This is a genomic window from Streptomyces laurentii (genome assembly GCF_040635425.1).
Taxonomy (GTDB): Bacteria; Actinomycetota; Actinomycetes; order Streptomycetales; family Streptomycetaceae; genus Streptomyces; species Streptomyces laurentii.
Genome location: NZ_JBEYHT010000008.1, coordinates 31,215 through 53,573, shown reverse-complemented (window position 1 = coordinate 53,573; position 22,359 = coordinate 31,215). Strand labels below are relative to the sequence as shown.

General features: G+C 73.3%; 17 protein-coding genes and 1 riboswitch. Of the genes, 16 read left to right on the top strand and 1 reads right to left on the bottom strand.

All coding sequences use genetic code 11. The features are described from left to right. Window positions 1-4: 4 nt before the first annotated feature. The 8 genes from fxlM to ABZ693_RS07555 all read left to right on the top strand — a co-directional run bounded on the left by fxlM (window position 5) and on the right by ABZ693_RS07555 (window position 10,365). On the top strand, window positions 5-2,092 hold the full coding sequence (gene fxlM / locus ABZ693_RS07590; RefSeq protein ID WP_359874456.1) for a methyltransferase, FxLD system: 2,088 nt from the start codon (window positions 5-7) through the stop codon (window positions 2,090-2,092). 75 nt (window positions 2,093-2,167) lie between these two features. Continuing rightward, window positions 2,168-3,289 (top strand): hypothetical protein, encoded by a 1,122-nt coding sequence (locus tag ABZ693_RS07585; RefSeq protein ID WP_359874454.1) that lies wholly within the window; start codon window positions 2,168-2,170, stop codon window positions 3,287-3,289. A gap of 160 nt (window positions 3,290-3,449) precedes the next feature. Then, window positions 3,450-3,522: riboswitch (cobalamin riboswitch) on the top strand. A gap of 94 nt (window positions 3,523-3,616) precedes the next feature. Then, the gene (locus ABZ693_RS07580) at window positions 3,617-4,894 is read left to right on the top strand and encodes an SCO2321 family membrane protein (RefSeq protein ID WP_359874711.1); all 1,278 of its coding nucleotides are present in this window, start codon (window positions 3,617-3,619) and stop codon (window positions 4,892-4,894) included. Beyond that, the gene (locus ABZ693_RS07575; protein WP_359874452.1) at window positions 4,891-5,691 is read left to right on the top strand and encodes an SCO2322 family protein; all 801 of its coding nucleotides are present in this window, start codon (window positions 4,891-4,893) and stop codon (window positions 5,689-5,691) included. The genes ABZ693_RS07580 and ABZ693_RS07575 overlap by 4 nt, the downstream gene beginning before the upstream one ends. 25 nt (window positions 5,692-5,716) lie before the next feature. Further along, window positions 5,717-6,988: an energy-coupling factor transporter transmembrane component T gene (locus ABZ693_RS07570; protein ID WP_359874450.1), complete on the top strand. Its 1,272-nt coding sequence runs from the start codon at window positions 5,717-5,719 to the stop codon at window positions 6,986-6,988. Beyond that, window positions 6,985-8,709, top strand: a complete 1,725-nt coding sequence (locus ABZ693_RS07565; protein ID WP_359874448.1) for an ABC transporter ATP-binding protein — start codon at window positions 6,985-6,987, stop codon at window positions 8,707-8,709. The genes ABZ693_RS07570 and ABZ693_RS07565 overlap by 4 nt, the downstream gene beginning before the upstream one ends. Beyond that, the gene (locus ABZ693_RS07560) at window positions 8,706-9,677 is read left to right on the top strand and encodes an ECF transporter S component (protein ID WP_359874446.1); all 972 of its coding nucleotides are present in this window, start codon (window positions 8,706-8,708) and stop codon (window positions 9,675-9,677) included. Before ABZ693_RS07565 ends, ABZ693_RS07560 begins: the two co-directional genes overlap by 4 nt. Window positions 9,678-9,963: 286 nt before the next feature. Next, window positions 9,964-10,365, top strand: a complete 402-nt coding sequence (locus ABZ693_RS07555) for an aggregation-promoting factor C-terminal-like domain-containing protein (protein ID WP_359874444.1) — start codon at window positions 9,964-9,966, stop codon at window positions 10,363-10,365. A gap of 102 nt (window positions 10,366-10,467) precedes the next feature. Here ABZ693_RS07555 and ABZ693_RS07550 read toward each other — a convergent pair whose 3' ends face one another. Then, a complete protein-coding gene (locus tag ABZ693_RS07550) occupies window positions 10,468-11,640 on the bottom strand; it encodes a steroid 3-ketoacyl-CoA thiolase (RefSeq protein ID WP_359874442.1) in 1,173 nt (390 codons plus the stop codon). Window positions 11,641-11,976: 336 nt separating this feature from the next. Between ABZ693_RS07550 and ABZ693_RS07545 the strand changes: the two genes are divergently transcribed. The 8 genes from ABZ693_RS07545 (at window position 11,977) to ABZ693_RS07510 (ending at window position 22,332) form a co-directional block, all read left to right on the top strand. Further along, complete coding sequence (locus ABZ693_RS07545; RefSeq protein WP_359874440.1) at window positions 11,977-13,269, top strand: cytochrome P450; 1,293 nt, start codon at window positions 11,977-11,979, stop codon at window positions 13,267-13,269. Window positions 13,270-13,368: 99 nt separating this feature from the next. After that, window positions 13,369-14,523 carry a DUF2330 domain-containing protein gene (locus tag ABZ693_RS07540; RefSeq protein WP_359874438.1) on the top strand — a complete coding sequence of 385 codons (1,155 nt, stop codon included), beginning with the start codon at window positions 13,369-13,371 and terminating at the stop codon, window positions 14,521-14,523. Then, the gene (locus ABZ693_RS07535) at window positions 14,520-15,200 is read left to right on the top strand and encodes an O-methyltransferase (RefSeq protein WP_359874436.1); all 681 of its coding nucleotides are present in this window, start codon (window positions 14,520-14,522) and stop codon (window positions 15,198-15,200) included. The genes ABZ693_RS07540 and ABZ693_RS07535 overlap by 4 nt, the downstream gene beginning before the upstream one ends. Before the next feature lie 138 nt (window positions 15,201-15,338). Continuing rightward, on the top strand, window positions 15,339-15,674 hold the full coding sequence (locus tag ABZ693_RS07530) for an antibiotic biosynthesis monooxygenase family protein (protein ID WP_359874434.1): 336 nt from the start codon (window positions 15,339-15,341) through the stop codon (window positions 15,672-15,674). Further along, window positions 15,671-16,186: a GNAT family N-acetyltransferase gene (locus tag ABZ693_RS07525; protein WP_359874432.1), complete on the top strand. Its 516-nt coding sequence runs from the start codon at window positions 15,671-15,673 to the stop codon at window positions 16,184-16,186. Before ABZ693_RS07530 ends, ABZ693_RS07525 begins: the two co-directional genes overlap by 4 nt. A gap of 255 nt (window positions 16,187-16,441) precedes the next feature. Continuing rightward, window positions 16,442-17,935 carry a basic amino acid/polyamine antiporter gene (locus ABZ693_RS07520; protein WP_359874430.1) on the top strand — a complete coding sequence of 498 codons (1,494 nt, stop codon included), beginning with the start codon at window positions 16,442-16,444 and terminating at the stop codon, window positions 17,933-17,935. Window positions 17,936-18,056: 121 nt separating this feature from the next. Next, a complete protein-coding gene (locus ABZ693_RS07515) occupies window positions 18,057-19,331 on the top strand; it encodes an arginine deiminase (RefSeq protein WP_359874427.1) in 1,275 nt (424 codons plus the stop codon). 172 nt (window positions 19,332-19,503) lie between these two features. Further along, window positions 19,504-22,332: an AfsR/SARP family transcriptional regulator gene (locus ABZ693_RS07510; protein WP_359874425.1), complete on the top strand. Its 2,829-nt coding sequence runs from the start codon at window positions 19,504-19,506 to the stop codon at window positions 22,330-22,332. Window positions 22,333-22,359: the final 27 nt, after the last annotated feature.

Genomic DNA, 22,359 nt, shown 5'->3' with positions numbered 1-22,359 from the left:
CAGGGTGTCCCCTGACCGCTGGCACCAGCACAACATCACCTTCGTCGACCGCGGCTCCGCACGGCAGATCATCGCCACCGCCATCGGCCCGGAACTCGTCACAGCCCAGGCCGCTGGGGAGATCAGCGGTTGGTGGTACCTGAACAAGCAGCCCTGGCCGCTGCGTTACCGAACCGACGGTCTGCCCGCCCCTTCCATCGGCACCCTGCTCGACGGCCTCGTCGCCGAAGCCCGAATCGTGCGGTGGACACCCGGAATCTACGAGCCCGAGGCCGTTGCCTTCGGCGGCGAGGCCGCCATGGAAGCAGCCCACACCCTCTTCCACCACGACAGCCGCCACCTGCTCGCCTGCCCCACGACCAGCGGGCACTTGGGGCGCCGGGAGACCGCCGTGCTACTCATCAGCGCGATGATGCGAGCGGCCGGCCTCGACTGGTACGAGCAGGGCGACGTATGGGCCAAGGCCGCCGCGCTTCGCCCGCCCGCAGTGCTCCCGTCGCCAGAGCGAACCCGGGCTCTCCGCAGGTCGATGCTTCGGTTGATGACCGCCGACGCCGATTGTCTGTGCCGAACGGGAGGTCCGCTGGCCGAACGCAAAGGCTGGCTCGCGGCGTTCGTACAAGCCGGCGCGGAGCTCGCGCACCTCGCTCGCGGCGGACAGCTCGAACGAGGGCTGCGCGCCGTGATCGCCCACCACGTGATCTTCCACTGCAACCGCGCCGGCCTCCTGTTGGAAGACCAGAGCACCTTGTCCTCACTAGCGAAAGAGGTAGTCATGGGAACGAGTGACAGCACCGCGTCCCCGGTCGAACCAGGCACACCGAGCACTAACTTCACCCGGGTGAACACCGACACGTTCGAGGAGACCGGCGCCCACGCCGAGCATCTCCGCAACCGCCTCATCGACCAGATCGCCGGCGAAGGCCACGTCCATACTCGGAGCATCGAGCACGCGCTGCGCACCGTGCCCCGTCATCTCTTCGTCCCCGGCGTGTCGTTGGAGGCCGCGTACGCCGACACGACCGTCAGCATCAAGCGCGACAGCGACGGAACGTCGATCAGCTGCGCGTCCCAGCCCAGCGTCGTAGCCCTCATGCTGGAACAGCTCCAGCCCCAGCCCGGCCAGAGGATCCTGGAGCTCGGCGCCGGTACCGGCTACAACGCCGCCCTGCTCGCCTCGCTGGTCGGCGACAGAGGCCATGTCACCACCATCGACGTGGACAACGACCTCGTCGACGGCGCCCGCCGAAATCTCATGGCGGCAGAGGTCGACAACGTCACCACCATGCTGGGAGACGGCGCCGTGGGGTACGTCGAGGGCGCCCCCTACGACCGGATCATCGCGACCGTCGGCGCCCACGGCATCCCACCCGCCTGGACGGACCAGCTCGCCCCGGGCGGACGACTGCTCGTACCTCAGCGCCTGAAGGGGAGCGTCTCCCGCTCGATCGCGTACGAGCATGCGAGCGACGGCCGGTGGGTGTCCGTGAGCAGCAAGATGAACACCTTCATGCCCCTGCGACGCGGCATCGCCGATGACGACCGCCGCCGGATCCCGCTGACGGCGGACGGCTCGGTCCGGCTCCAGGCCCATGCCGAGCAGCACGTCGACGCCGACGCGCTGACGGGCATGCTCGACCAGCCGCGCGCGGTGGTCTGGTCCGGCGTGATGTACCGGGCCATGGAGTCACCCGAGTGGATGGAACTGTGGCTGACCTGCGTCCTGCCGTCCGGCCTGTCGCTGATGCTGTTCCCGCAGAACGCCAAGGGCACCGTGCTCACCGAGGACCCCTACCCCTCCTCCACCGCGGCCTTCGCGGAAGGCGCCCTCATCTATCTCACCCGCCGCCTGTCGGACCAGAAGACACCCGACGGCGGCAAGCTGTGGGAATTCGGTGTCGCCGGTCACGGACCCGGCCACGAGACCCTGGTGGAGCAGGCCATCGACGCCATGCGCACCTGGGACCACGACTACCGCGACCGAGTCGCGGCCTTCGAGATCCAGGCACTCGACGCGACTCCGCCCACCACCGTCCCCGGCACCTTCGCCCTGTACACCCCACTGGGCCGCATCCTCGTCACCTGGCAGTAGCCACCACGTTCACAACGACGGCTGCCGCCCAACCCCTTCGGTGGGCAGCCGTCCCCCAGCTTCCCCGAGGTGTTCATGGACCCACGCAGCCCAACCGCCCGGCGCTTCCCGCTCATCGCCCGCTTCCGCCCCGCCTGCCTGCCCCTGCCGGAGCGCGTCCACGCCCTCGGCGAGCTGGCCGCCAAGGCCGCAGAATCCCACCACCAGGGTCTGGCCTCCGCCGTCTACAACCAGGCCGCGCTCATCGCCTCCGACACCGGCCTCCCCGGCTTCGCCCGCGACCTGTGCCACCAGCACGCCGCCGCCTACCTCCACGCCTGCCCGCTTCCCGCCAAGAGCGCGATCCACGCCCTGGAACCCGTCGTCAACCTCACCCGCCTCCGGATCCGCTCCGGCCACCCCGACGACGGCCGCCGGGGTCTCCTTCGCCTGTACGAGGCCGTCGGCGCCGGCACAGCCACCCGGATCGAGGGCATCGCGGTTCCCGCTCGCCTCACCGCGACCGCCGGGGACCGGCACGAGATCCGCGCCTGGCTCTGGCACGTTCTCCTCGCCGACGGCACCCGTTCCCTTACCGCAGCCGGCCAGTGGAAGGAGGCCCTGGCACACCTCACGGCGCACCACGGCATCGGCAACCGCATGCTCGACGGCCGGCAGGTAGCCGTGGTCGCCGCCCTCGTCGCGGGGGGTGCGGAACAGGCCGCCGATCTGCTTACCGAGACGACGCCAGGCGAGCCGTGGGAACGGGTGGTCACCCTCTGCCTGAACGTCCTCACCCGCCAAGTAGCCTCGCAACCGACCGGCGACAGACTGCCCCACCTGGTGGACACCTACCTTCACCACGATTCCGGACACGGCATGACCGTCTTCGATACCCGTCTCGGCCTTACCGTCCTCGACGCCCTCGGCCCGGTCGAATCGCCCGCCGCACGGAAGGTCGTCGAAAACCTCCACCAGCGCACGGCCCAGGCCAACGACGGCTACGCCGCCCGCGACGGCCTCGCCCACCCCACGTTCACCGCGCTCGCCACCGTCCGGCAAATCCAGGACTGCGAGTCGCTGGTGCGGGCCTGCGCTCTCGGCCGCAGGGGACTGTCGGCCGGCCTGCTCGACCGGCTGGCTGCCGCGGTACGCCTCGGCGACGCCACCATCCGCCACAGCCTCGCCGAACCCGCGAAGCCCGCACCGGCTCCGTGATCGACTCCTACCCGGCTGTCCTCCGCGTGGTGAGGAGCGGACAGGCCCCGCGGATCTCCGATTCCCGATCCGGCCAAGGCCGCAGCGCATGTGACCTACGGCGCCCTGGCAGCGCGATGTCCAGCCGGTAGAATCGGCGGCTGTCGTCATGCCCGTACAGGGGGAAGCCGGTGGGATTCCGGCACTGACCCGCAGCCGTGAGCCGCCCGCCCGGGCGGCGAGTCGGATTGCCCTGTACGGGACGTGAGCGCCGGCATCGTCGAGGAATACGGGCCGTGCGCCGGCCCTCCGTGTGCCGGTGTCCGGCACACAGGAGAGGGACTCATGATCAGCGTTCGCCGCGCCGCCGCCGCACTCGCGGCCGGTGCCGTGCTCAGCACCACCGCCGCCGGGGTGGCCGCGGCCGCGCCGTCGCCGACGCCCTCCCCCGTCACGGTCCCGGCCGGGCTGTACGGCAAGGGCGACCCGACCTACGACGGCGTCTGGCGCCAGTCGCTGGCCTTCCTCGCGCAGCGCACCTCCGGCATCCAGCCCGCCGACCAGCCGGTGGAGTGGCTGCTCGCCCAGCAGTGCGCGGACGGCGGCTTCGCCTCGTTCCGCCCCGACCCGGCGGGCGCGCCCTGCGACGCCAAGACGGTCATGGACACCAACGCCACGGCCGCCGCCGTGCAGGCGCTCATCGCCGTGGCCCCCCAGTCCGCCGACCCGGAGAAGACCAAGCAGGCCGCCCAGGCGGGCGCCGCCTGGCTGAAGGGCGCGCAGAACGCCGACGGTGGCTGGAGCTACAACCCCGCCGCCCCGGGCGGCCCGGCCACCCCCAGCGACGCCAACTCCACCTCCCTCGTCATCGGCGCCCTCGCCGCGGCCAAGGTCCGGCCCTCCGCCGTGAAGTCGGCCGACGGCAAGACCCCGTACGACGCCCTCGTCACCTTCGCCCTGCCGTGCGCGGGCAAGGAGGTCAAGGACGGCGGCGCGGGCGCCTTCGCGTACCAGCCGGACAAGACCGGCAAGCTCGTCGCCAACGACGACGCCACCGCCGCCGCCACCCTGGCCGGCCTCGGCAAGGGCCTCACCGCGCGCGGCGCCGAGCCCCAGCAGACCCCGGCCTGCGTGGACACGAACCCGCCGACGCCCGACGGGACCGCCGCCAACGGCGCCGCCTACCTGACCGGCCGGCTGGCGAAGACCGGGCACCTCGACGTCCCGCCGATGCCGGGCGCCGAGAACGCCACCGTGCTGCCGGACTACGGCAACACCGCGGACGCCGTCGTCGCGCTGGCCGCCGCCGGCGCGAAGAAGGAGGCCCGGGGCGCGCTGGCCTGGCTGGAGAAGAACGCCGGCGAGTGGGCGAAGACCAACGGCCCGGGCGCGTACGCGCAGCTCGTGTTCGCCGCGCACGCCATGGAAACCGACCCGCGCAGCTTCGGCACCCTCGACCTGATCGAGCAGCTCAACGCCACCGGCCCGGCCCCGAAGGCCCCCGACAACTCGGAGGCGTCCACCGGCGCCGACGACGAGGGCGGCTTCAACGTGTGGTGGATCATCGGCATCGGCACGGTCGTCGGCGTCGGCGTCGGCTTCCTCCTGAGCGGCCGCAAGAAGTGACCCGCCGCCTCTCGCCCGTACGCGACCGGGGCAACCGGGGCGTCCGGGGCGTCCGGAGCACCCGCGCCGCGACGCGGGTCCGCACCGCGCTCGCCGCCGGCCTTCTCGCCCTCCTCTCCGCCGTCACCGTCACGGTCGCCGTCGCCGCGCCCGCGCAGGCCGCCGGCTACCGCTACTGGTCCTACTGGGAGGCGGGCAAGACCGGCTGGGGCTTCGCCGCGCAGGGCCCGGCGACCGCCCGGCCCGCCGACGGCGACGTCATCGGCTTCCGCTTCGCGGTCAGCGCGGACTCCGCCGACGCCAAGAAGCCCTCCACCGCCCCGAACTTCCGGCAGCTCTGCGCGGACGTGCCGGAGAAGGCGGGCAGCAAGCGGGTCGCGGTCGTCATCGACTTCGGCACCGCCCAGGACGCCCCGTCCGGCGAGACCCCGCCGCAGCCGATGGTCCGCACCGGCTGCCCGCTGGTCCGCGAGGACGCCTCGGCGGCGGAGGCGCTGGCCGGGGTCGCGAAGCCGCTGCGGTACGACGCGAACGCGCTGCTGTGCGGCATCGCCGGGTACCCGGCCAAGGGCTGTGGCGAGCAGGTCGCGGTGACCGGCTCGGACGCGCAGGGCACCGAGGGCGTCCAGGACGGCCAGGGCAAGACCGAGCAGGCGGGGCCGGCGGAGAAGTCCGCCGGGTCCGCCGGGTCCGGCGGCTCCTCCGGCGGCCCGTCCGTCGGCCTGGTCGCGGGTGGGGCCGCCGTGCTCGCGCTCGGCGCGGCCGGTGTCTGGCAGGCGCGCCGGCGGCGCGGCTGACCGGACGGCCCGAGACGACTCCGCGATGACCCCGCTGCGCGCCCCCGAGGCGAACCGTTCCAACGCCGTGCACCCCGGAGCCTGGTGGCTCTGGGCGCTCGGCCTCGCCGTGGCCGCCTCCCGGACGACCAACCCGCTGCTGCTCGGGCTGCTCGTCGGCGTCGCGGGCTACGTCGTCGCGGCCCGCCGTACGGACGCGCCGTGGGCCCGTTCGTACGGCGCGTTCGTGAAGCTCGGCCTGTTCGTGGTCGGGCTGCGGGTGTTCTTCTCGCTGCTCCTCGGCACCCCGATCCCGGGGTCCGTGGAGCTGTTCACGCTGCCCGAGCTGCCGCTGCCCGACTGGGCGCAGGGCATCCGGATCGGCGGCCGGGTCACCGCCGAACAGCTGGTGTTCGCCCTGTACGACGGGCTGAAACTGGCCACCCTGCTGATCTGCGTGGGCGCGGCGAACGCGCTCGCCAACCCGGCGCGGCTGCTGAAGTCGCTGCCGGGCGCGCTGTACGAGGTGGGCGTGGCGGTCGTCGTGGCCATGACGTTCGCGCCGAACCTGGTCGCCGACGTCTCCCGGCTGCGCACCGCCCGCCGGCTGCGCGGCCGTCCCGCCGGTGGCGTCCGGGCCCTCGTCCAGATCGGGCTGCCGGTCCTGGAGGGCGCCCTGGAGCGGTCGGTCGCGGTGGCGGCGTCGATGGACGCGCGCGGGTACGGCCGTACGGCGCACGTGCCGCGCGTGGTCCGGCGCACGACCGCCGTCCTCACCCTCGGCGGGCTGCTCGGGGTGTGCGCCGGCTCGTACGGGCTGCTCGCGGCGCAGGGCGCCGGATACGGGCTGCCGCTGCTCGTGGCCGGGCTCGCCGCGGCCGTCGCCGGGCTGAGGCTCGGCGGGCGGCGGACGACCCGGACCCGGTACCGGCCGGACCGGTGGGGCGTGCGGTCCTGCCTGGTGGCGGGGTCGGGGGTCGCCGTGGCCGCCGCGATGATCGCGGCGGCGTCGGCGCTTCCCGAGGCGCTGCGGCCCGGAGTCGTCCCCCTGGAGGCGCCCGGACTGCCGGTGTGGCCGGCCCTGGCCGTGCTGCTGGGTCTGGTGCCCGCGTTCGTGGCCCCGGTGCCGAGCGGGCCGGTGGGACCAGGGAGACCCGTGGTGCCAGAGGTGTCCGTGGAGCCCGAGAGCCAGGAGAAGCCCACGAGGTCGTTGAGGCCGTTGAGGCCGTCGAGGCCGCTCGGGCCCCAGGAGCCTGAGCGGTCGCAGTGGCCGGAGAAGCCGGAGAGGTCAGAGAAGTCAGAGAGGTCGTCGCGGTGATCTGTTTCGAGAACGTCTCGGTGACGTACGACGGCGAGGCCTCCCCCACCCTCAAGGACATCGACCTCACCGTCCCCGAGGGCGAGCTGGTGCTGCTCGTCGGCCCGTCCGGGGTCGGCAAGTCGACGCTGCTCGGCGCGGTGTCGGGACTCGTCCCGCACTTCACCGGCGGCACCCTGCACGGCCGCGTCACCGTCGGCGGACGCGACACCCGGACGCATCCGCCACGCGAGCTCGCCGACCTGGTGGGCACGGTGGGCCAGGATCCGCTCGCGCACTTCGTCACCGACACGGTCGAGGACGAGCTGGCGTACGGCATGGAGTCCCTCGGCCTCGCACCCGCCGTGATGCGCCGGCGGGTCGAGGAGACGCTCGATCTGCTGGGCCTCGCCGAACTCCGGGACCGGCCGATCGCCACCCTCTCGGGCGGGCAGCAGCAGCGGGTCGCGATCGGCTCGGTGCTGACCCCGCACCCCAAGGTCCTCGTACTCGACGAGCCGACCTCGGCCCTCGACCCGTCGGCGGCGGAGGACGTCCTCGCCGTACTCCAGCGGCTCGTGCACGACCTCGGGACGACCGTGCTGATGGCGGAGCACCGGCTGGAACGGGTGGTGCAGTACGCGGACCAGGTGCTGCTGCTCCCGGAGGCGACCATGGGGCCGCCGGCCGACATCATGGCGCTGTCGCCGGTGCATCCGCCGGTGGTGGCACTCGGGCGGACCGCCGGCTGGGACCCGCTGCCGCTCACGGTCCGCGACGCCCGCCGCCGCGCGGCGCCCCTGCGCGCCCGCCTGGCCGACCAGGCCCCGGCGCCCGCGCGGCAGGCGCCCGGCACCACGCCCGCGCTCACGCCCAGCCCTCTCCCGGATGTCCCTTCCTCTACAAGGGCCGGCGGATTCTCCCTCTTCGGCCGGCGCCGGAAGGCCGGTGCTCCCGGCGCCCAGGCCGCCGCCGCCCCCGACCCCTCGGCCCCGCTCGTCTCGGTCGAACGCCTCGCCGTCCGCCGCGGCCGTGTCGAGGCGCTGCGCCGTGTCGACCTCCAGGTCCGCGCCGGGGAGACGGTCGCGCTCATGGGCCGCAACGGCGCCGGCAAGTCCACCCTGCTCGGCACCCTCGTCGGCACGATCACCCCGGCGTCCGGCACCGTCCGCGTCGCGGGCCTGGTCCCGCACGCGACGGACCCGCGCACGCTGATCCGGCAGGTCGGCCTCGTCCCCCAGGAGCCGCGGGATCTGCTGTACGCGGACACGGTCGCGGCCGAGTGCGCCGCGGCCGACGCCGACGCGGGCGCGCCGCCCGGCAGCTGCCGCGCCCTGGTGGCCGAGCTGCTGCCCGGGGTGGCGGACACGACCCACCCACGCGACCTCTCGGAGGGCCAGCGCCTGACGCTCGCGCTCTCCGTCGTCCTCACCGCCCGCCCGCCGCTGCTCCTGCTCGACGAGCCGACCCGCGGCCTGGACTACGCGGCCAAGGCCCGACTGGTGACCCACCTGCGGGCGCTGGCCGCCGAGGGCCACGCGATCGTCCTCGCGACGCACGACGTGGAGCTGGTGGCGGAGCTGGCCGACCGGGTGGCGATCATCGCGGGCGGCGAGGTGGTCGCGGACGGCCCGACGGCGGAGGTCGTGGTGTCGTCCCCGGCCTTCTCGCCGCAGGTCGCGAAGATCCTCGCGCCGGGCCCCTGGCTCACGGTCGAGCAGGTCGAGGAGGCGCTGCGATGACCAGCCCCACCGGGACGACCACCGGGACGACCACCGGGGCGACCGCAGGGACGAAGGCCGGAACGACCGCCGGGGCGAAGGCCCGGACGCGGGCCGCGCGCCCGATCCGGCTGGGCCCGCGCTCCGTCGCCGCGCTCGTCCTCGTCTCCGTGGTCGGCCTGATCGCGGTCGGCTGGCCGCTCTTCGCGGACGCGGACTCGGCCCTCACCGACCACGCCGCCGACGCGCCCTGGTTCTTCGCCCTGCTCCTGCCGCTGCTCATCGCGGTCGTCGTCGCGACGATCGCCGACTGCGGCATGGACGCGAAGGCGGTGGCCATGCTGGGCGTGCTCGCCGCCGTGGGCGCGGCGCTGCGGCCGATCGGGGCGGGGACGGCCGGCCTGGAGCCGATGTTCTTCCTGATGGTGCTGAGCGGCCGGGTCCTCGGCCCGGGCTTCGGCTTCGTCCTCGGCGCGGTCACGATGTTCGCGTCCGCGCTGCTCACCGGCGGGGTGGGGCCGTGGCTGCCGACGCAAATGCTGTCGATGGGCTGGTTCTCGATGGGCGCGGGTCTGCTGCCGGGCCCGGAGCGGATCCGGGGCCGGGCGGAGCGGCTGATGCTGGCGGCGTACGGCTTCGCGGCGGCGTTCGCGTACGGCACGGTCACCAACCTCTACGGCTGGGTGACGGTCGGCGGCACCGGCGGCCAGGGCATGGGCGAGGGCATCTCCTTCGAGCCCGGGGGGCCGCTGGGCGAGAACCTGGTGCGCTTCCTGGCGTACGTGGCCGCCACCTCGCTCGGCTGGGACCTGGGCCGGGCGCTGCTCACCGTGGTGCTCACGCTCACCGCCGGCGGGGTGCTCCTGAGGGCGCTGCGGCGGGCCACGAGACGCGCGAACTTCGAGGCCCAGGTCACATTCGAGGGCCCTCGACAGGGCGCTGCGGGTGAGGCCGCTCATAGGGCCCAGATCACGTCCGAAGCGCAGTAGTAGACCCGGACACCTCACCCATATCCCCCATACGCGCACATGACCTGCGGAAACATCCGGTACGGGGACGGGGCGCCCGGCGGCCTTCTCCGATCCGGGCTCGTACCGGGGGGCGTTGCCAGCCCCCCGCCGGGTTTGCTTCTCTGGTGGACGTCGCCAGGCAGCCGGTGCTCGTCACCGGGGCAGGCAGACCGGTTCCCCCCGGATCCCGGATTCCCCGGGCTCTGGTTCCGGCTTGCCGAAATCGCCCGGCGCGCCTTTTGTCCCCGACGTTAGGTATGACGTTTTGATCCGCTCGATCACCACTCGTGTCTCTGCCCGCAAGAAGGCCTTCGCCGCCTCCGCGGCGATTCTGGTCGGCGCCTCCGGCGCGGTGCTCGGCACGACGGGTACGGCCTCGGCCGCCACCCCCCAGGAGATCGCCCGCCAGATCGTGCCGTCGAATCAGTACGCGTCCTTCAGCAAGATCGTCGAGCACGAGTCCGGCTGGAACCACCACGCCACCAACTCCTCCAGCGGCGCCTACGGCCTCGTCCAGGCCCTTCCGGCCTCGAAGATGGCCTCGGCCGGCTCCGACTGGAAGACGAACCCCGCCACCCAGATCAAGTGGGGTCTCAACTACATGAACGAGCGTTACGGCTCGCCGAACGGCGCCTGGAACTTCTGGCAGTCGCACGGCTGGTACTGAGCCGACAGCCTCACATCCTGACGTCGCAAGGCCCCGCCCCCTTATCGCCTAGGGGGAGCGGGGCCTGCGGCGTTTTCGCGTACCCGTCCCGTTGTATACGGGCTAGGAGAGCCGCTGGATGATGGTGCCGGTGGCCAATGCGCCGCCCGCGCACATCGTGATCAGCGCGAACTCCTTGTCCCGCCGCTCCAGCTCGTGCAGGGCCGTGGCGATCAGCCGGGCCCCGGTGGCGCCGACGGGGTGGCCGAGGGCGATGGCGCCGCCGTTGACGTTCACCTTCTCCAGGTCCTGCCCGAACACGTCCGCCCAGCTCAGCACCACCGCGGCGAACGCCTCGTTGATCTCGACGAGGTCGATGTCCTTCAGCGACATGCCCGCCTTGCCGAGCACCGCCCGGGTCGCGTCGACGGGCCCGTCCAGGTGGTAGTGCGGGTCGGCGCCGACGAGGGCCTGGGCGACGATACGCGCGCGGGGCCGCAGCTTGAGCGCGCGGGCCATCCGCTTGGACGCCCACATCAGGGCGGCGGCACCGTCGGAGATCTGCGAGGCGGTGCCGGCGGTGTGCACGGCGGTGGGCAGCACCGGCTTGAGCCCGGCCAGCGCCTCCATGCTGGTGTCCCGCAGCCCCTCGTCGCGGTCGACCAGCCGCCACATACCCTGTCCGGCGTGCTGCTCCTCCTCGGTGGTGGGGACCTGGACGGCGAAGGTCTCGCGCTTGAAGCGCTCCTCGGCCCAGGCGACGGCCGCGCGCTCCTGGGAGAGCAGACCGAAGGCGTCGACGCGCTCGCGGGTGAGGCCGCGGCGGCGGGCGATGCGCTCGGCCGCCTCGAACTGGTTGGGCAGGTCGACGTTCCACTCGTCCGGGAACGGCTTGCCGGGCCCGTGCTTGGAGCCCGAGCCGAGCGGCACCCGCGACATGGCCTCGACGCCGCAGGAGATCCCGACGTCGATGACCCCGGCCGCCACCATGTTCGCCACCATGTGACTGGCCTGCTGTGACGAGCCGCACTGGCAGTCGACGGTGGTCGCGGCAGTCTCGTACGGCAGTCCCATGGCGAGCCAGGCGGTCCGGGCGGGGTTCATGGACTGTTCGCCGGCGTGGGTGACGGTGCCGCCGACGACCTGCTCGACGCAGTCGGCGGGGATGCCGGTGCGGCCGAGGAGTTCACGGTAGGTCTCGCCGAGGAGGTAGGCGGGGTGGAGGTTGGCGAGCGCGCCGTGGCGCTTGCCGATGGGGGTGCGTACGGCTTCGACGATGACGGGTTCCGCGGCCATGAGCTGGTCCTCTCCTCGCCCGGTACGGGTGTTCCCGGCACCCCACCGGTCGACGGGTCACGTGGAACTGCACGAACAGGGCTGGTCAGGGTCGGTCAGGGCTGAACAGAACTGGGCGGGACCGGGCAGGAGCGCGCAGAGACATGCACAGCACGCGCAACTTCACGCAGAACTAGTACGCGTTCTAGTTATGAGTGCAGTCTTATGGGGGTTACCGCCGGTAGGCAAGGGTCCGGAACGCAATACTTCCCCCCGTATGCCTTGCCTCTTGCGGGGCCGCTCACTACCTTTCCCGGCAACTTCTGATGGACCATCAGATATCTGGAGTGTGTGCCGATGCGCTGTCCCAGTCTCCCCGAAGGGTTCGACGCCACCGACCCCGATCTGCTCCATGCCCGCGTCCCTCACCCGGAGTTCGCGCGACTGCGGCAGACCGCGCCCGTCTGGTGGTGCGCCCAGCCGCCCGGTGTCACCGGCTTCGCCGACGAGGGCTACTGGGCCGTCACCCGGCATGCCGACGTCAAGTACGTGTCCACCCACCCGGAGTTGTTCTCGTCGAACGCGAACACCGCCGTCATCCGCTTCAACGAGCACATCAGCCGGGACCAGATCGAGGTCCAGAAGCTGATCATGCTCAACATGGACCCGCCCGAGCACTCCCGGGTCCGCCAGATCGTGCAGCGCGGCTTCACCCCGCGCGCCATCCGCGGCCTGGAGTCCGCCCTGCGCTCCCGGGCCCGCGCCATCGTCACCGAGGCGAAGGCCGCCGCGGCGGCCGCGGGAGGCGCGGGAGGCGGGACGAACGGGACACCTGGCGGAATCCCGGGCGGCACCTTCGACTTCGTGACCCGGGTCGCCGTCGAGCTGCCGCTTCAGGCCATCGCCGAACTCATCGGCGTACCCCAGGAGGACCGGGCCCGGATCTTCGACTGGTCGAACAAGATGGTGGCGTACGACGATCCCGAGTACGCGATCACCGAGGAGATCGGCGCCGAGGCCGCCATGGAACTCATCGGCTACGCGATGAACCTGGCCGCCGACCGCAAGAAGTGCCCGGCCGGTGACATCGTCAGCCAGCTCGTCGCCGCCGAGGGCCAAGGCAACCTGTCCTCCGACGAGTTCGGCTTCTTCGTGCTGCTGCTCGCCGTCGCGGGCAACGAGACCACGCGCAACGCCATCAGCCACGGCATGCACGCCTTCCTCACCCATCCCGAGCAGTGGGAGCTGTACAAGCGGGAACGGCCGGCCACCGCCGCCGAGGAGATCGTCCGCTGGGCCACCCCGGTGACCGCCTTCCAGCGCACCGCCACCCAGGACACCGAACTCGGCGGACAGCTCATCCGGCAGGGCGACCGGGTCGGAATCTTCTACTCTTCCGCCAACAACGACCCCGAGGTCTTCGACCGCCCCGAACTCTTCGACATCACCCGGGACCCCAATCCCCACCTGGGATTCGGCGGCGGCGGACCGCACTTCTGCCTCGGCAAGTCACTCGCCGTCAAGGAGATCGACCTCATCTTCGAGGCCCTCGCCGACGAACTCCCCGGCCTCACCCTGGCCGGCGAGCCGCGCCGGCTGCGCGCGTCCTGGCTCAACGGCATCAAGGAGCTTCAGGTCAGGGCGGGTTGACCGGTCGGCCGAGCGGACGGCCAAGCGGCGGTCCGAACGGCCGGCCGGCCGGCGGCGCGCGATCGGAACCGAAAGATCCGTTCGCGCGTCCGATCCGGCATGCGGGGGACACGGATACACGGCATCAGCCACCGGACCATCGGAAGAATCCTGACGGCGCTCGGCCTGCTGCTCGCGCTCCAGCTCGGCACGCTCGTCGCACCGGCGTACGCCTGCGGCTGCGGCGCCATGGTCACCAACCGGATGGCGCGGCTCGGCGTCGACCGGGAGACCTCGGTGGTGCGCTGGGACGAGCACCGCGGGGCCGAGGGACGCGGCGGCACCGAGCAGATCGTCATGCGCTTCACCGTCCACGGCGACGCCGACCAGGCCGCCTGGATCATGCCCGTGCCGCACCGCGCCGACGTCGACCTGGCCGACCCGGCCCTCTTCGACGAACTCGACCGGCTCACCGCGCCCGAGCACCGCACCCGCGACCACTTCTGGCCGCGCGGTTCCGACTGGCCCTTCGCCCCCGGCGACATGGACGACGCGGTGGGCGCCGCGCCGCGCCCGGGCGGCCCCGGTGTCGGGGTCGTCGGCCGCGAACGGCTCGGCCCCTTCGATATCGCCCGGCTCACGGCCACCGACCCGGCCGCGCTCGGCGACTGGCTGCACGACAACGGCTTCGAACTGTCCGACCGGCTCTCCGAGGCCCTGCGCCCGTACGTGGACCAGGGCTGGGAGTACGTCGCCGTCCGCCTCGCCCCGGAGCGGGACGGGGCCAAGCTGTACGGCGCCCTCGACCCGATCCGTATCCGCTTCGCCAACGACCGCCCCGTCTACCCGATGCGGCTGTCCCGGCTCGCCGCCACCCCGCAGTCGCTCGGCCTGTACGTGCTCGCCGGCCACCGGATGGAACCGAAGGGCGCCATCGGCGGCAAGCGCCCCGAGGTGCTGTTCGCGGGCGCCGTCACCCCGCCGCCGGCCGGCGAACTCGCCCGTCTCGCCGGCTCCGGGAAGGTCTTCCTCACCGCCGTCGACCAGTCCTTCCCCGACCCGTCGCGCATCGACGGCGACCACGAACTCGTCCGGGCGTCCGCCGACACCCCGTACCGCCAGGTCGTCTGGAAGGACCGGCTATGGACGGTCGGCGCCGTCCCGGTCTGGCTGCTGACCGTGGGCGGGGCGCTGCTCGCGCTGTTCGCCGCGGGCGGCGGCTTCGCGGTCGTACGGGCCCGGCGCGCCCGGCCCGGTGTACGTTCGGCCGCATGAGCACCGATAACGATCAAGCCCGCTGGACCGCCGTCGACGCGTACGTCACCGACCTGCTCGCCCCGGCGGACGACGCCCTCACGGCCGCCCTCGCCGACTCCGAGGCCGCCGGACTGCCCCGGATCGCGGTGGCCCCCAACCAGGGCAAGCTGCTCCACCTCCTCGCGGTGACGCAGGGCGCCCGCCGCATCCTGGAGATCGGCACCCTCGGCGGCTACAGCACGATCTGGCTGGCCCGCGCCCTGCCCGCCGACGGCCGACTGATCACCCTGGAGTACTCCCCCGTCCACGCGGACGTGGCCCGCCGCAACCTCGCCCGGGCCGGACTGGACACGATCGTCGAGGTGCGCACCGGCGCGGCCCTGGACACCCTGTCGAAGCTGGAGGCGGAGGGCGCGGGCCCGTTCGACCTCGTCTTCATCGACGCCGACAAGGTGAACAACCCGCACTACGTCGCCTGGGCGCTCAAGCTCTCCCGCCCCGGCACCCTCGTGATCGTCGACAACGTCGTCCGCGGCGGCGCGATCACCACCCCGCACCCCGACGACCCGGCGATCACCGGCACCCGCGAGATGTTCGAACTCGTCGCCCGCGAACCGCGTCTGGACGCCACCGCCTTCCAGACGGTCGGCACGAAGGGCTACGACGGCCTGCTGATCGCCCGCGTGACCGCGTAGCCGCGTCAGCGAGCCCGTCACCCCGCCGCGCCTCCATCGGCCACCCGCCCGACCGGGCGGGCGGCCGATGGAGGAGACTGCACCCACGCGGTCACGGCCGGGCGCGGTGCCCGGCCCGCGCTTGCCGAGAGGTGTTCCGTGCCCAGCATCGTGAAGATCAACGTCCTGACCGTCCCCGCCGAGCAGCGCGCGGTACTGGAGCAGCGTTTCGCGTCGCGCGCCGGTGCCGTCGAGAGCTCGGACGGCTTCGAGTGGTTCGAGCTGCTGCGCCCGGTCGAGGGCACCGACGACTACCTGGTCTACACCCGGTGGCGCAGCGAGGAGGACTTCCAGAACTGGATGAACGGCCCCATGAAGTCCGCCCACCAGGGCGGCGGCGCGGGTGGCGGCGAGCGGCCGAAGCCGGCGGCGACCGGGTCGACGGTGTGGTCCTTCGAGGTCGTCCAGCAGACCGCCCCGAAGCAGGCCGGATGAGCGCCGCGGACCAGGTGAGGACCTGGACCTTCGCCCCCGAGGCGTACGACACGCCGGTCGCGTCCGCGCTGCGCCGTACGTACTACGACGACGTCGCGAGCAGCTACTGGGGACGTCCCGCGACCACGGCGGAGGTCGACTCGGGACTGACGAACGACGGGGTCGAGCTGCTGACGCCGCCGACCGGGCAGTTCCTGGTGGCCCGGTACGGCGGCGAGCCCGTCGGCTGCGGCGGCGTCCTCCTGCTGGACGACGGACGCGCCGAGCTGACCCGGGTGTTCCTGCTGCCCGAGTTCCGGGGCAAGGGCGGGGCGTCCGCGCTGCTCGGCAGCCTGGAGGACGCGGCGCGCGCCCTGGGCGCCACGCGGATGGTGCTGAACACCCGGCTCGACCTGGTGGAGGCGCGGGCGCTGTACACACGGCACGGGTACGCGGAGATACCGGCGTACTGCAGCGGCCCGTACATGGAGATCTGGTACGGCAAGGATCTCGTGGCGGCCGCTGCCGTCTAGGGCCCGCGAAGTCCCCGTGCGGGCGCCCCGGCCCCGGATGGACGCGTCCGGCGGGCCCGGGGCGCCCGGGGCGCATAGGTTGCGGATCTGGGGCCACCGGTCCGCGGCCGCTCCGGTTCCGGCCCGGGTCTCCGCTCCGGTTCCGGCCCGGGTCCCCGTTCCGGCTGAGGTCCTGGCCCGGGTTCCGGTCCCGGATCGGGTTCCGGATCCGGTTTCCGGTGCCGCCGTGGATCGAGCGCTTGGACGAGGTGCCCCATGCCGTCTGCCGACACCCTGGAGGACGCCCGGGCCGACGGCGGTGGCGGCGACGGGGGCGGTGGCGGTACGCCGAAGACCGCCAAACTCAGTCTCCTGACGCTCACCGCGCTGGTCGTGGGCTCCATGGTGGGCGCCGGCGTCTTCTCCCTGCCGCGCCGGTTCGCCCAGGAGACGGGAGTGACCGGGGCCCTGATCGCCTGGGCGGTGGCGGGCCTCGGGATGCTGATGCTCGCGTTCGTGTTCCAGACTCTGGCCGTCCGCCGGCCCGACCTCGACGCGGGCGTCTACGCGTACGCCAAGGCGGGCTTCGGGGAGTACCTCGGGTTCTTCTCGGCCTTCGGCTACTGGGCGAGCGTGTGCGTGGGCAACGTGACGTACTGGGTGCTCATCATGTCGACGCTCGGGGCGGTCGCACCCGCGCTCGGCGACGGCGACACGGCTCTCGCGATCGTCCTGTCCTCGGTCGGGCTGTGGGCCTTCTACCTGCTCATCCGCCGCGGGGTGAAGGAGGCGACGGCGATCAACCGGATCGTGACCGCCGCCAAGCTCGTGCCCATCCTCGTCTTCGTCGTCCTGGCCCTGGTCTTCTTCGAACCTTCCGTCTTCACGGACAACCTCCGCGGCGCGGACTACGCCGGTTCCCTCTTCGACCAGGTCCGCGGCACCACGCTGGCCACCGTGTTCGTCTTCCTCGGCGTGGAGGGCGCCAGCGTCTACTCGCGGCACGCCCAGCGCCGCCGGGACGTCGGGCGCGCGACGCTCCTCGGGTTCGTGGGCGTCTTCGCGGTCTTCGCCTCGGTCACCATCGTGTCGTACGGCATCCTGCCCATGGCCGAGATCGCCCGGCTGCGCCAGCCGTCCATGGCCGGCGTCCTGGAGGCGGCGGTCGGCACCTGGGGCAAGACCTTCGTCAGCGCCGGGCTCATCGTGTCCGTCCTCGGCGCGTATCTCGCCTGGACCCTGATGGCCGCGGAGGTGCTGTTCGTCGCCGCCAAGGACAAGGACATGCCGCGTTTCCTGGCCCGGGTCAGCCTCTCCGACGTGCCGGTGCCCGCGCTGCTGCTGTCGAGCGCGCTCACCCAGGTCGTCCTGGTCGTCACGGCGTTCTCCGGCGACGCGTTCGACTTCGCCCTCGATCTGACCAGCGCCCTGACCCTCATCCCGTTCTTCCTGGCCGCCGCCTTCGCCCTGAAGCTCGCGCTGTGGCCGGTACGGGAGGGGGCCGGGAGCCCCGGCACCGGCGCCCGCCGCGAGGTCGTCGTCGCGGCCCTGGCCACCCTCTACACGGCGTTCCTGCTCTACGCCGCGGGGCTGAAGTTCGTCCTCGTCTCCCTCATCGTGTACGCCCCGGCCACGCTCCTCTTCGTCAAGGCGCGCCGGGAGCTGGGCCGGCGCCTGTTCTCGCCGCGGGAGGCGGTGATCCTCGCCGGCTCCGTCGCCGGGGCCGCCCTGGGGATCGTCGCCCTCGCCGTCGGCTGGATCGCCCTGTGACCCCCGCCCGGTCCCGTACGCCCGCCCGGTCCCGTACGCCCGCCCGGTCCCGTACGCCCGCGTGCACGCCCTCCGTACCTGCCCGTTCCCCCTCCCCCGCCCGACACCGGAAAGGCCGCCCATGACCACGCGTACTCCCGAGACCGGCGCCGCCCGCCCGGCGCTCGGCGTCCACTCCGAGGTCGGGCGGCTCCGGAAGGTGCTCGTCTGCTCCCCGGGGCTCGCCCACCGCAGGCTCACCCCGACGAACGCCGCCGAGCTGCTCTTCGACGACGTCATGTGGGTGGAGAACGCCCAGCGCGACCACGCCGCGTTCGTCGCCGAACTGACCCGGCGCGGCGTCGAGGTCGTCGAGCTGCACGATCTCCTCGCCGAGACCATGGCCCTCCCCGAGGCCCGTACCTGGCTCCTCGACCGGAAGATCGTGCCCAACGAGGTGGGGCTCGGCCTGGTGGACGACACCCGCGCGTACCTCGACTCGCTCGCGCCCCGGCTGCTCGTCGAGTACCTGATCGGCGGCCTGTCGGTCACGGACCTGCCCGAGGACTCCCGGCCCGGGTACGTGGCGCTCGCCCGGGAAGGGCACGGCGCCCGGGAGTACCTGATGCCGCCGCTGCCCAACTCGCTCTACACCCGGGACACCACCTGCTGGCTGTACGGCGGCGTCACCCTCAACCCGCTGTACTGGCCCGCCCGCCACGGCGAGACCCTCCTCATGAAGGCGATCTACACCTTCCATCCCGACTACCGGGACGCGACCGTGTGGTGGGGCGATCCCGAGAAGGACTGGGGGCAGGCCACGTTCGAGGGCGGCGACATCATGCCCGTCGGCAACGGGGTCGTGCTCATGGGCATGAGCGAACGCACCTCGCGCCAGGCCGTCACCCAGGTCGCCCGCGCGCTCTTCGAGAACGGCGCCGCCGAACGCGTCGTCGTCGCCGGCCTGCCGAGACTCCGGTCCGCGATGCACCTCGACACCGTCTTCACCTTCGCGGACCGCGACGTCGTCACCCTCTACCCGAAGATCATGAGCGCCGTCCGCACCTTCACCCTGCGCCCGGGCGACGGCGCGTCGCCCGGCGTCGACATCACGGACGAGGGCGCCACCTCGTTCACGGACGTCGTGGCGAAGGCCCTCGGCCTGTCGCGGCTGCGGGTCATCGGGACCGGCGGGGACGAGTACTCCTCCGAACGGCAGCAGTGGGACAGCGCCAACAACGCCGTCGCCGTGGAGCCCGGGGTCGTCTTCACGTACGACCGCAACACCCAGACCAACGCGCTGCTGCGGCAGGCCGGCATCGAGGTCCTGCCCATCGTCGGCGCCGAGCTGGGGCGGGGGCGCGGGGGCGGGCACTGCATGACCTGTCCGCTGGTCCGGGACCCCGTCGACTTCTGACGCTCGACTTCTGACGCTCGACTTCTGACCCGGTCGATGCCCGGCGTATCCGACACACCTCGGGGTACGCCGACACGCGGGAAGCGCCGGGCGCCAGAGCTTCGTGTCCGGGGTGCCGCGTCCGCGATTCTGTTGAGCGCACCAGAGCGGTGCGGCTCGGGAAGGGGGCGGGATGAGTACGTGGTTCGGCTTGCTCGGCGGCGTGGAGGTACGGGTCGGCACGCGGCCGGTGGCCGTAGGGCACGCCCGGCAGCAGTGCGTGCTGGCCGCCCTGCTGACGGACACCGGCCGGCTGGTCACCCTGGGGCAGCTGGCGGACCGGGTGTGGGGCGAGCGGCAGCCGCAGCGGGCCCGGGCCGCCCTCCACAGCTACCTGTCGCGCCTGCGGCGGGTCGTGGCGCCGGCGGAGGACGTCACGGTGGAACGGCAGGGCCCTGGTTACCTGCTGCGCGTGGACCCGGACGCCGTGGATCTGCACCGGTTCCGCGGTCTGGTCGGCCGGGCCCGGTCGGCCGACGACCCCCGGGCCGTCGAGCTGTACGAGGAGGCGCTCGGCCTGTGGCGCGGCGAGCCGTTCGGCGTGGTGGAGAGCGCCTGGGCGGACGACATGCGCGCGGCCCTGCGGCAGGAACGATTAGTGGCGGAACTGGAGCGGAACGACGCCGCCTTACGACAGGGCGGACATGAACGGCTGCTGAGCCGGCTGTCCGCCCGGGCGACCGAATACCCGCTGGACGAGCGGCTGGCCGAACAGCTCATGCTCGCGCTCTACCGGTCGGGCCGCACGGCCGACGCCCTCGACACGTACACCCGGCTGCGCCGCCAGGTGGCCGAGGAGCTGGGCGTCGACCCCAGCGAGCCGATACGGCGTCTCCATCGGCGCATCCTCAGCCGGGACGCCACGCTCGACCCGGCCCGTTCCGGAACCTCCGTCGCCGCACCCCTCACCGGGCGGACCACCGCACCACCGCCGCCCCCATCGCCCCCGTCTCCCCGGCAACTGCCGCTGACCGTACGCTCCCTGATCGGCCGGGACCGTGAACTCACCGCCCTCGAAACCCAGTCGGCCGAGCTGAGCCTTGGGGCCGGGACGGCGGTCGTGATCACCGTCAGCGGGCTGGCGGGCGTCGGGAAGACGACGCTGGCCCTGTCCTGGGCCCGGCGGGTCATGGACCGTTTCCCGGACGGGCAGCTCTATCTGGACCTGCGCGGCTTCGGGCCGGCCGAGGCGCCGATGGCGCCCGCGGAGGCCGTGCACCGGCTGCTCGACGCGCTCGGCGTGGGCCCGGACCGCATGCCCGCCGACGCGGACGGCAAGGCGGCGCTGTTCCGGAGCCTGACCGCGGACCGGCGCCTGCTGCTCGTCCTGGACAACGCGCGCGACGCGGACCAGGTCGGGCCGCTCCTGCCCGGCGGCGCGGGCTGTCTGGTGCTGGTGACGAGCCGGCGCCTGCTCGCCGGTCTGGTGGCCCGCTTCCAGGCGCAGCCCCTCGCCCTGGGCACGCTCACGGCCCCCGAAGCGCGCGAACTCGCCGTCAGCCGGATGGGCGCGGCCCGCGCGGCCGCGGAGCCGGACGCCCTCGACGACCTGGTCGGGCACTGCGCCGGGCTGCCCCTCGCGCTCAGCGTCGCGGCCGCCCGCGCGCTGACGAACCCGGAGATGCCGCTGCGTTCGCTCGTCGACGAGTTGCGCGACCAGGACCACGGTCTGCGCGCGCTCGCCGTCCCCGACGGCCGGGACTCCGACGTGTCGGCGGTGTTCTCCTGGTCGTACCGCGCGCTGTCGCCGGGGGCCGCGCGGATCTTCCGGCTGCTGGCCCCGCACCCGGGGCCCGAGTTCGCACTGCCCGCCGCCGCCTCGCTGGCCGGGGCGTCCCCGGCCGCCACGCGGGTCCTGCTGGAGGAACTGACCGACGCCGGACTGCTGCAGCGCCGCGGCGCGGACCGTCACCTCCTGCACGACCTGCTGCACGCCTACGCGGGAACGCGGCTGGCCGCCGACGAGCCGGCGTCCGGGCGGCACGCCGCCGAACACCGGCTGCTCGACCACTACCTCCACACCGCCCAAGCCGCCGACCGGATCCTGGACGAACACCGCGACCCCGTCGCCATGGACCCGCCCCACCCCGGAAGCCAGGTGCGGGACTTCGCCGGCCACGAGGAGGCGTCGGGCTGGTTCACCGCCGAACACGCCACCCTCCTCGCGCTGGTGGACCGGGCCGCCGCCGCGGGATTCCCGGGCCACGCCTGGCGGCTGGCCTGGACGCTCAGCACCCACCTGCAGCGGCGCGGTTCCTGGGACGAGTGGCGGCACGTCCAGGACACGGCGCTGCGCGCGGCCCACCACGCGGACGACGCGTACGGCATCGCGCACAGCCGGCACGGTCTCGCCGTCGCCCTCTCCTGGTCCGGCCGCCACGACGAGGCCCGCACGCTGCTCGACGACGCCCTGGTCCGCTACGCGCGGCTGGCCGACGAGACCGGCCAGGCGCACACCCGGCGCACCCTGTCCTGGGTGAGCCAGAAGCAGGGACGCGACGCGGAGGCGCTCGCCCACGCGGTGGCGACCCTGCGCCACTACACCGCCGCCGGTTTCCCGCCCGGCCGGGCCAGCGCCCTGAACGTGATCGGCTGGTGCCAGTCGCTCCTCGGCCGCCACCGGCAGGCCCTGACGGCGTGCCGGCACGCGCTCGCCCTGTTCGAGCAGGTCGGCAACCGCACCGGCCAGGCGTACAGCTGGGACAGCCTCGCCTACGCCCACCGGGGGCTGGGCCAGCACGCCGACGCTGTCGTCTGCCTCCGCCACTCCCTGCGGCTCTTCACGGAGCTGGGCGACCGCTACTACCAGGCCGACACCCTCACCAGTCTCGGCGACGGCCTCGGCGCCGTCGGCGACCACGCCGGGGCCCGGGCCGCGTACCAGGACGCCCTGCGCGTCCTGGAGGCCCTCGGCCACCCGGACGCCGACCGGGTGCGCGAACGCCTCCGGGCCGCGTCCTGACGTACGTCCCGGCCTGCGGATTCCGAC

Bases quoted from the DNA above. Each gene is read 5' to 3' on its own strand.
- ABZ693_RS07560 (WP_359874446.1), top strand. From the start codon at position 8,706: ATGACCAGCCCCACCGGGACGACCACCGGGACGACCACCGGGGCGACC.
- ABZ693_RS07545 (WP_359874440.1), top strand. From the start codon at position 11,977: ATGCGCTGTCCCAGTCTCCCCGAAGGGTTCGACGCCACCGACCCCGAT.
- ABZ693_RS07540 (WP_359874438.1), top strand. From the start codon at position 13,369: ATGCGGGGGACACGGATACACGGCATCAGCCACCGGACCATCGGAAGA.
- ABZ693_RS07550 (WP_359874442.1), bottom strand. From the start codon at position 11,640: ATGGCCGCGGAACCCGTCATCGTCGAAGCCGTACGCACCCCCATCGGC.
- ABZ693_RS07585 (WP_359874454.1), top strand. From the start codon at position 2,168: ATGGACCCACGCAGCCCAACCGCCCGGCGCTTCCCGCTCATCGCCCGC.
- ABZ693_RS07510 (WP_359874425.1), top strand. From the start codon at position 19,504: ATGAGTACGTGGTTCGGCTTGCTCGGCGGCGTGGAGGTACGGGTCGGC.
- ABZ693_RS07515 (WP_359874427.1), top strand. From the start codon at position 18,057: ATGACCACGCGTACTCCCGAGACCGGCGCCGCCCGCCCGGCGCTCGGC.
- ABZ693_RS07535 (WP_359874436.1), top strand. From the start codon at position 14,520: ATGAGCACCGATAACGATCAAGCCCGCTGGACCGCCGTCGACGCGTAC.
- ABZ693_RS07570 (WP_359874450.1), top strand. From the start codon at position 5,717: ATGACCCCGCTGCGCGCCCCCGAGGCGAACCGTTCCAACGCCGTGCAC.
- ABZ693_RS07525 (WP_359874432.1), top strand. From the start codon at position 15,671: ATGAGCGCCGCGGACCAGGTGAGGACCTGGACCTTCGCCCCCGAGGCG.
- ABZ693_RS07520 (WP_359874430.1), top strand. From the start codon at position 16,442: ATGCCGTCTGCCGACACCCTGGAGGACGCCCGGGCCGACGGCGGTGGC.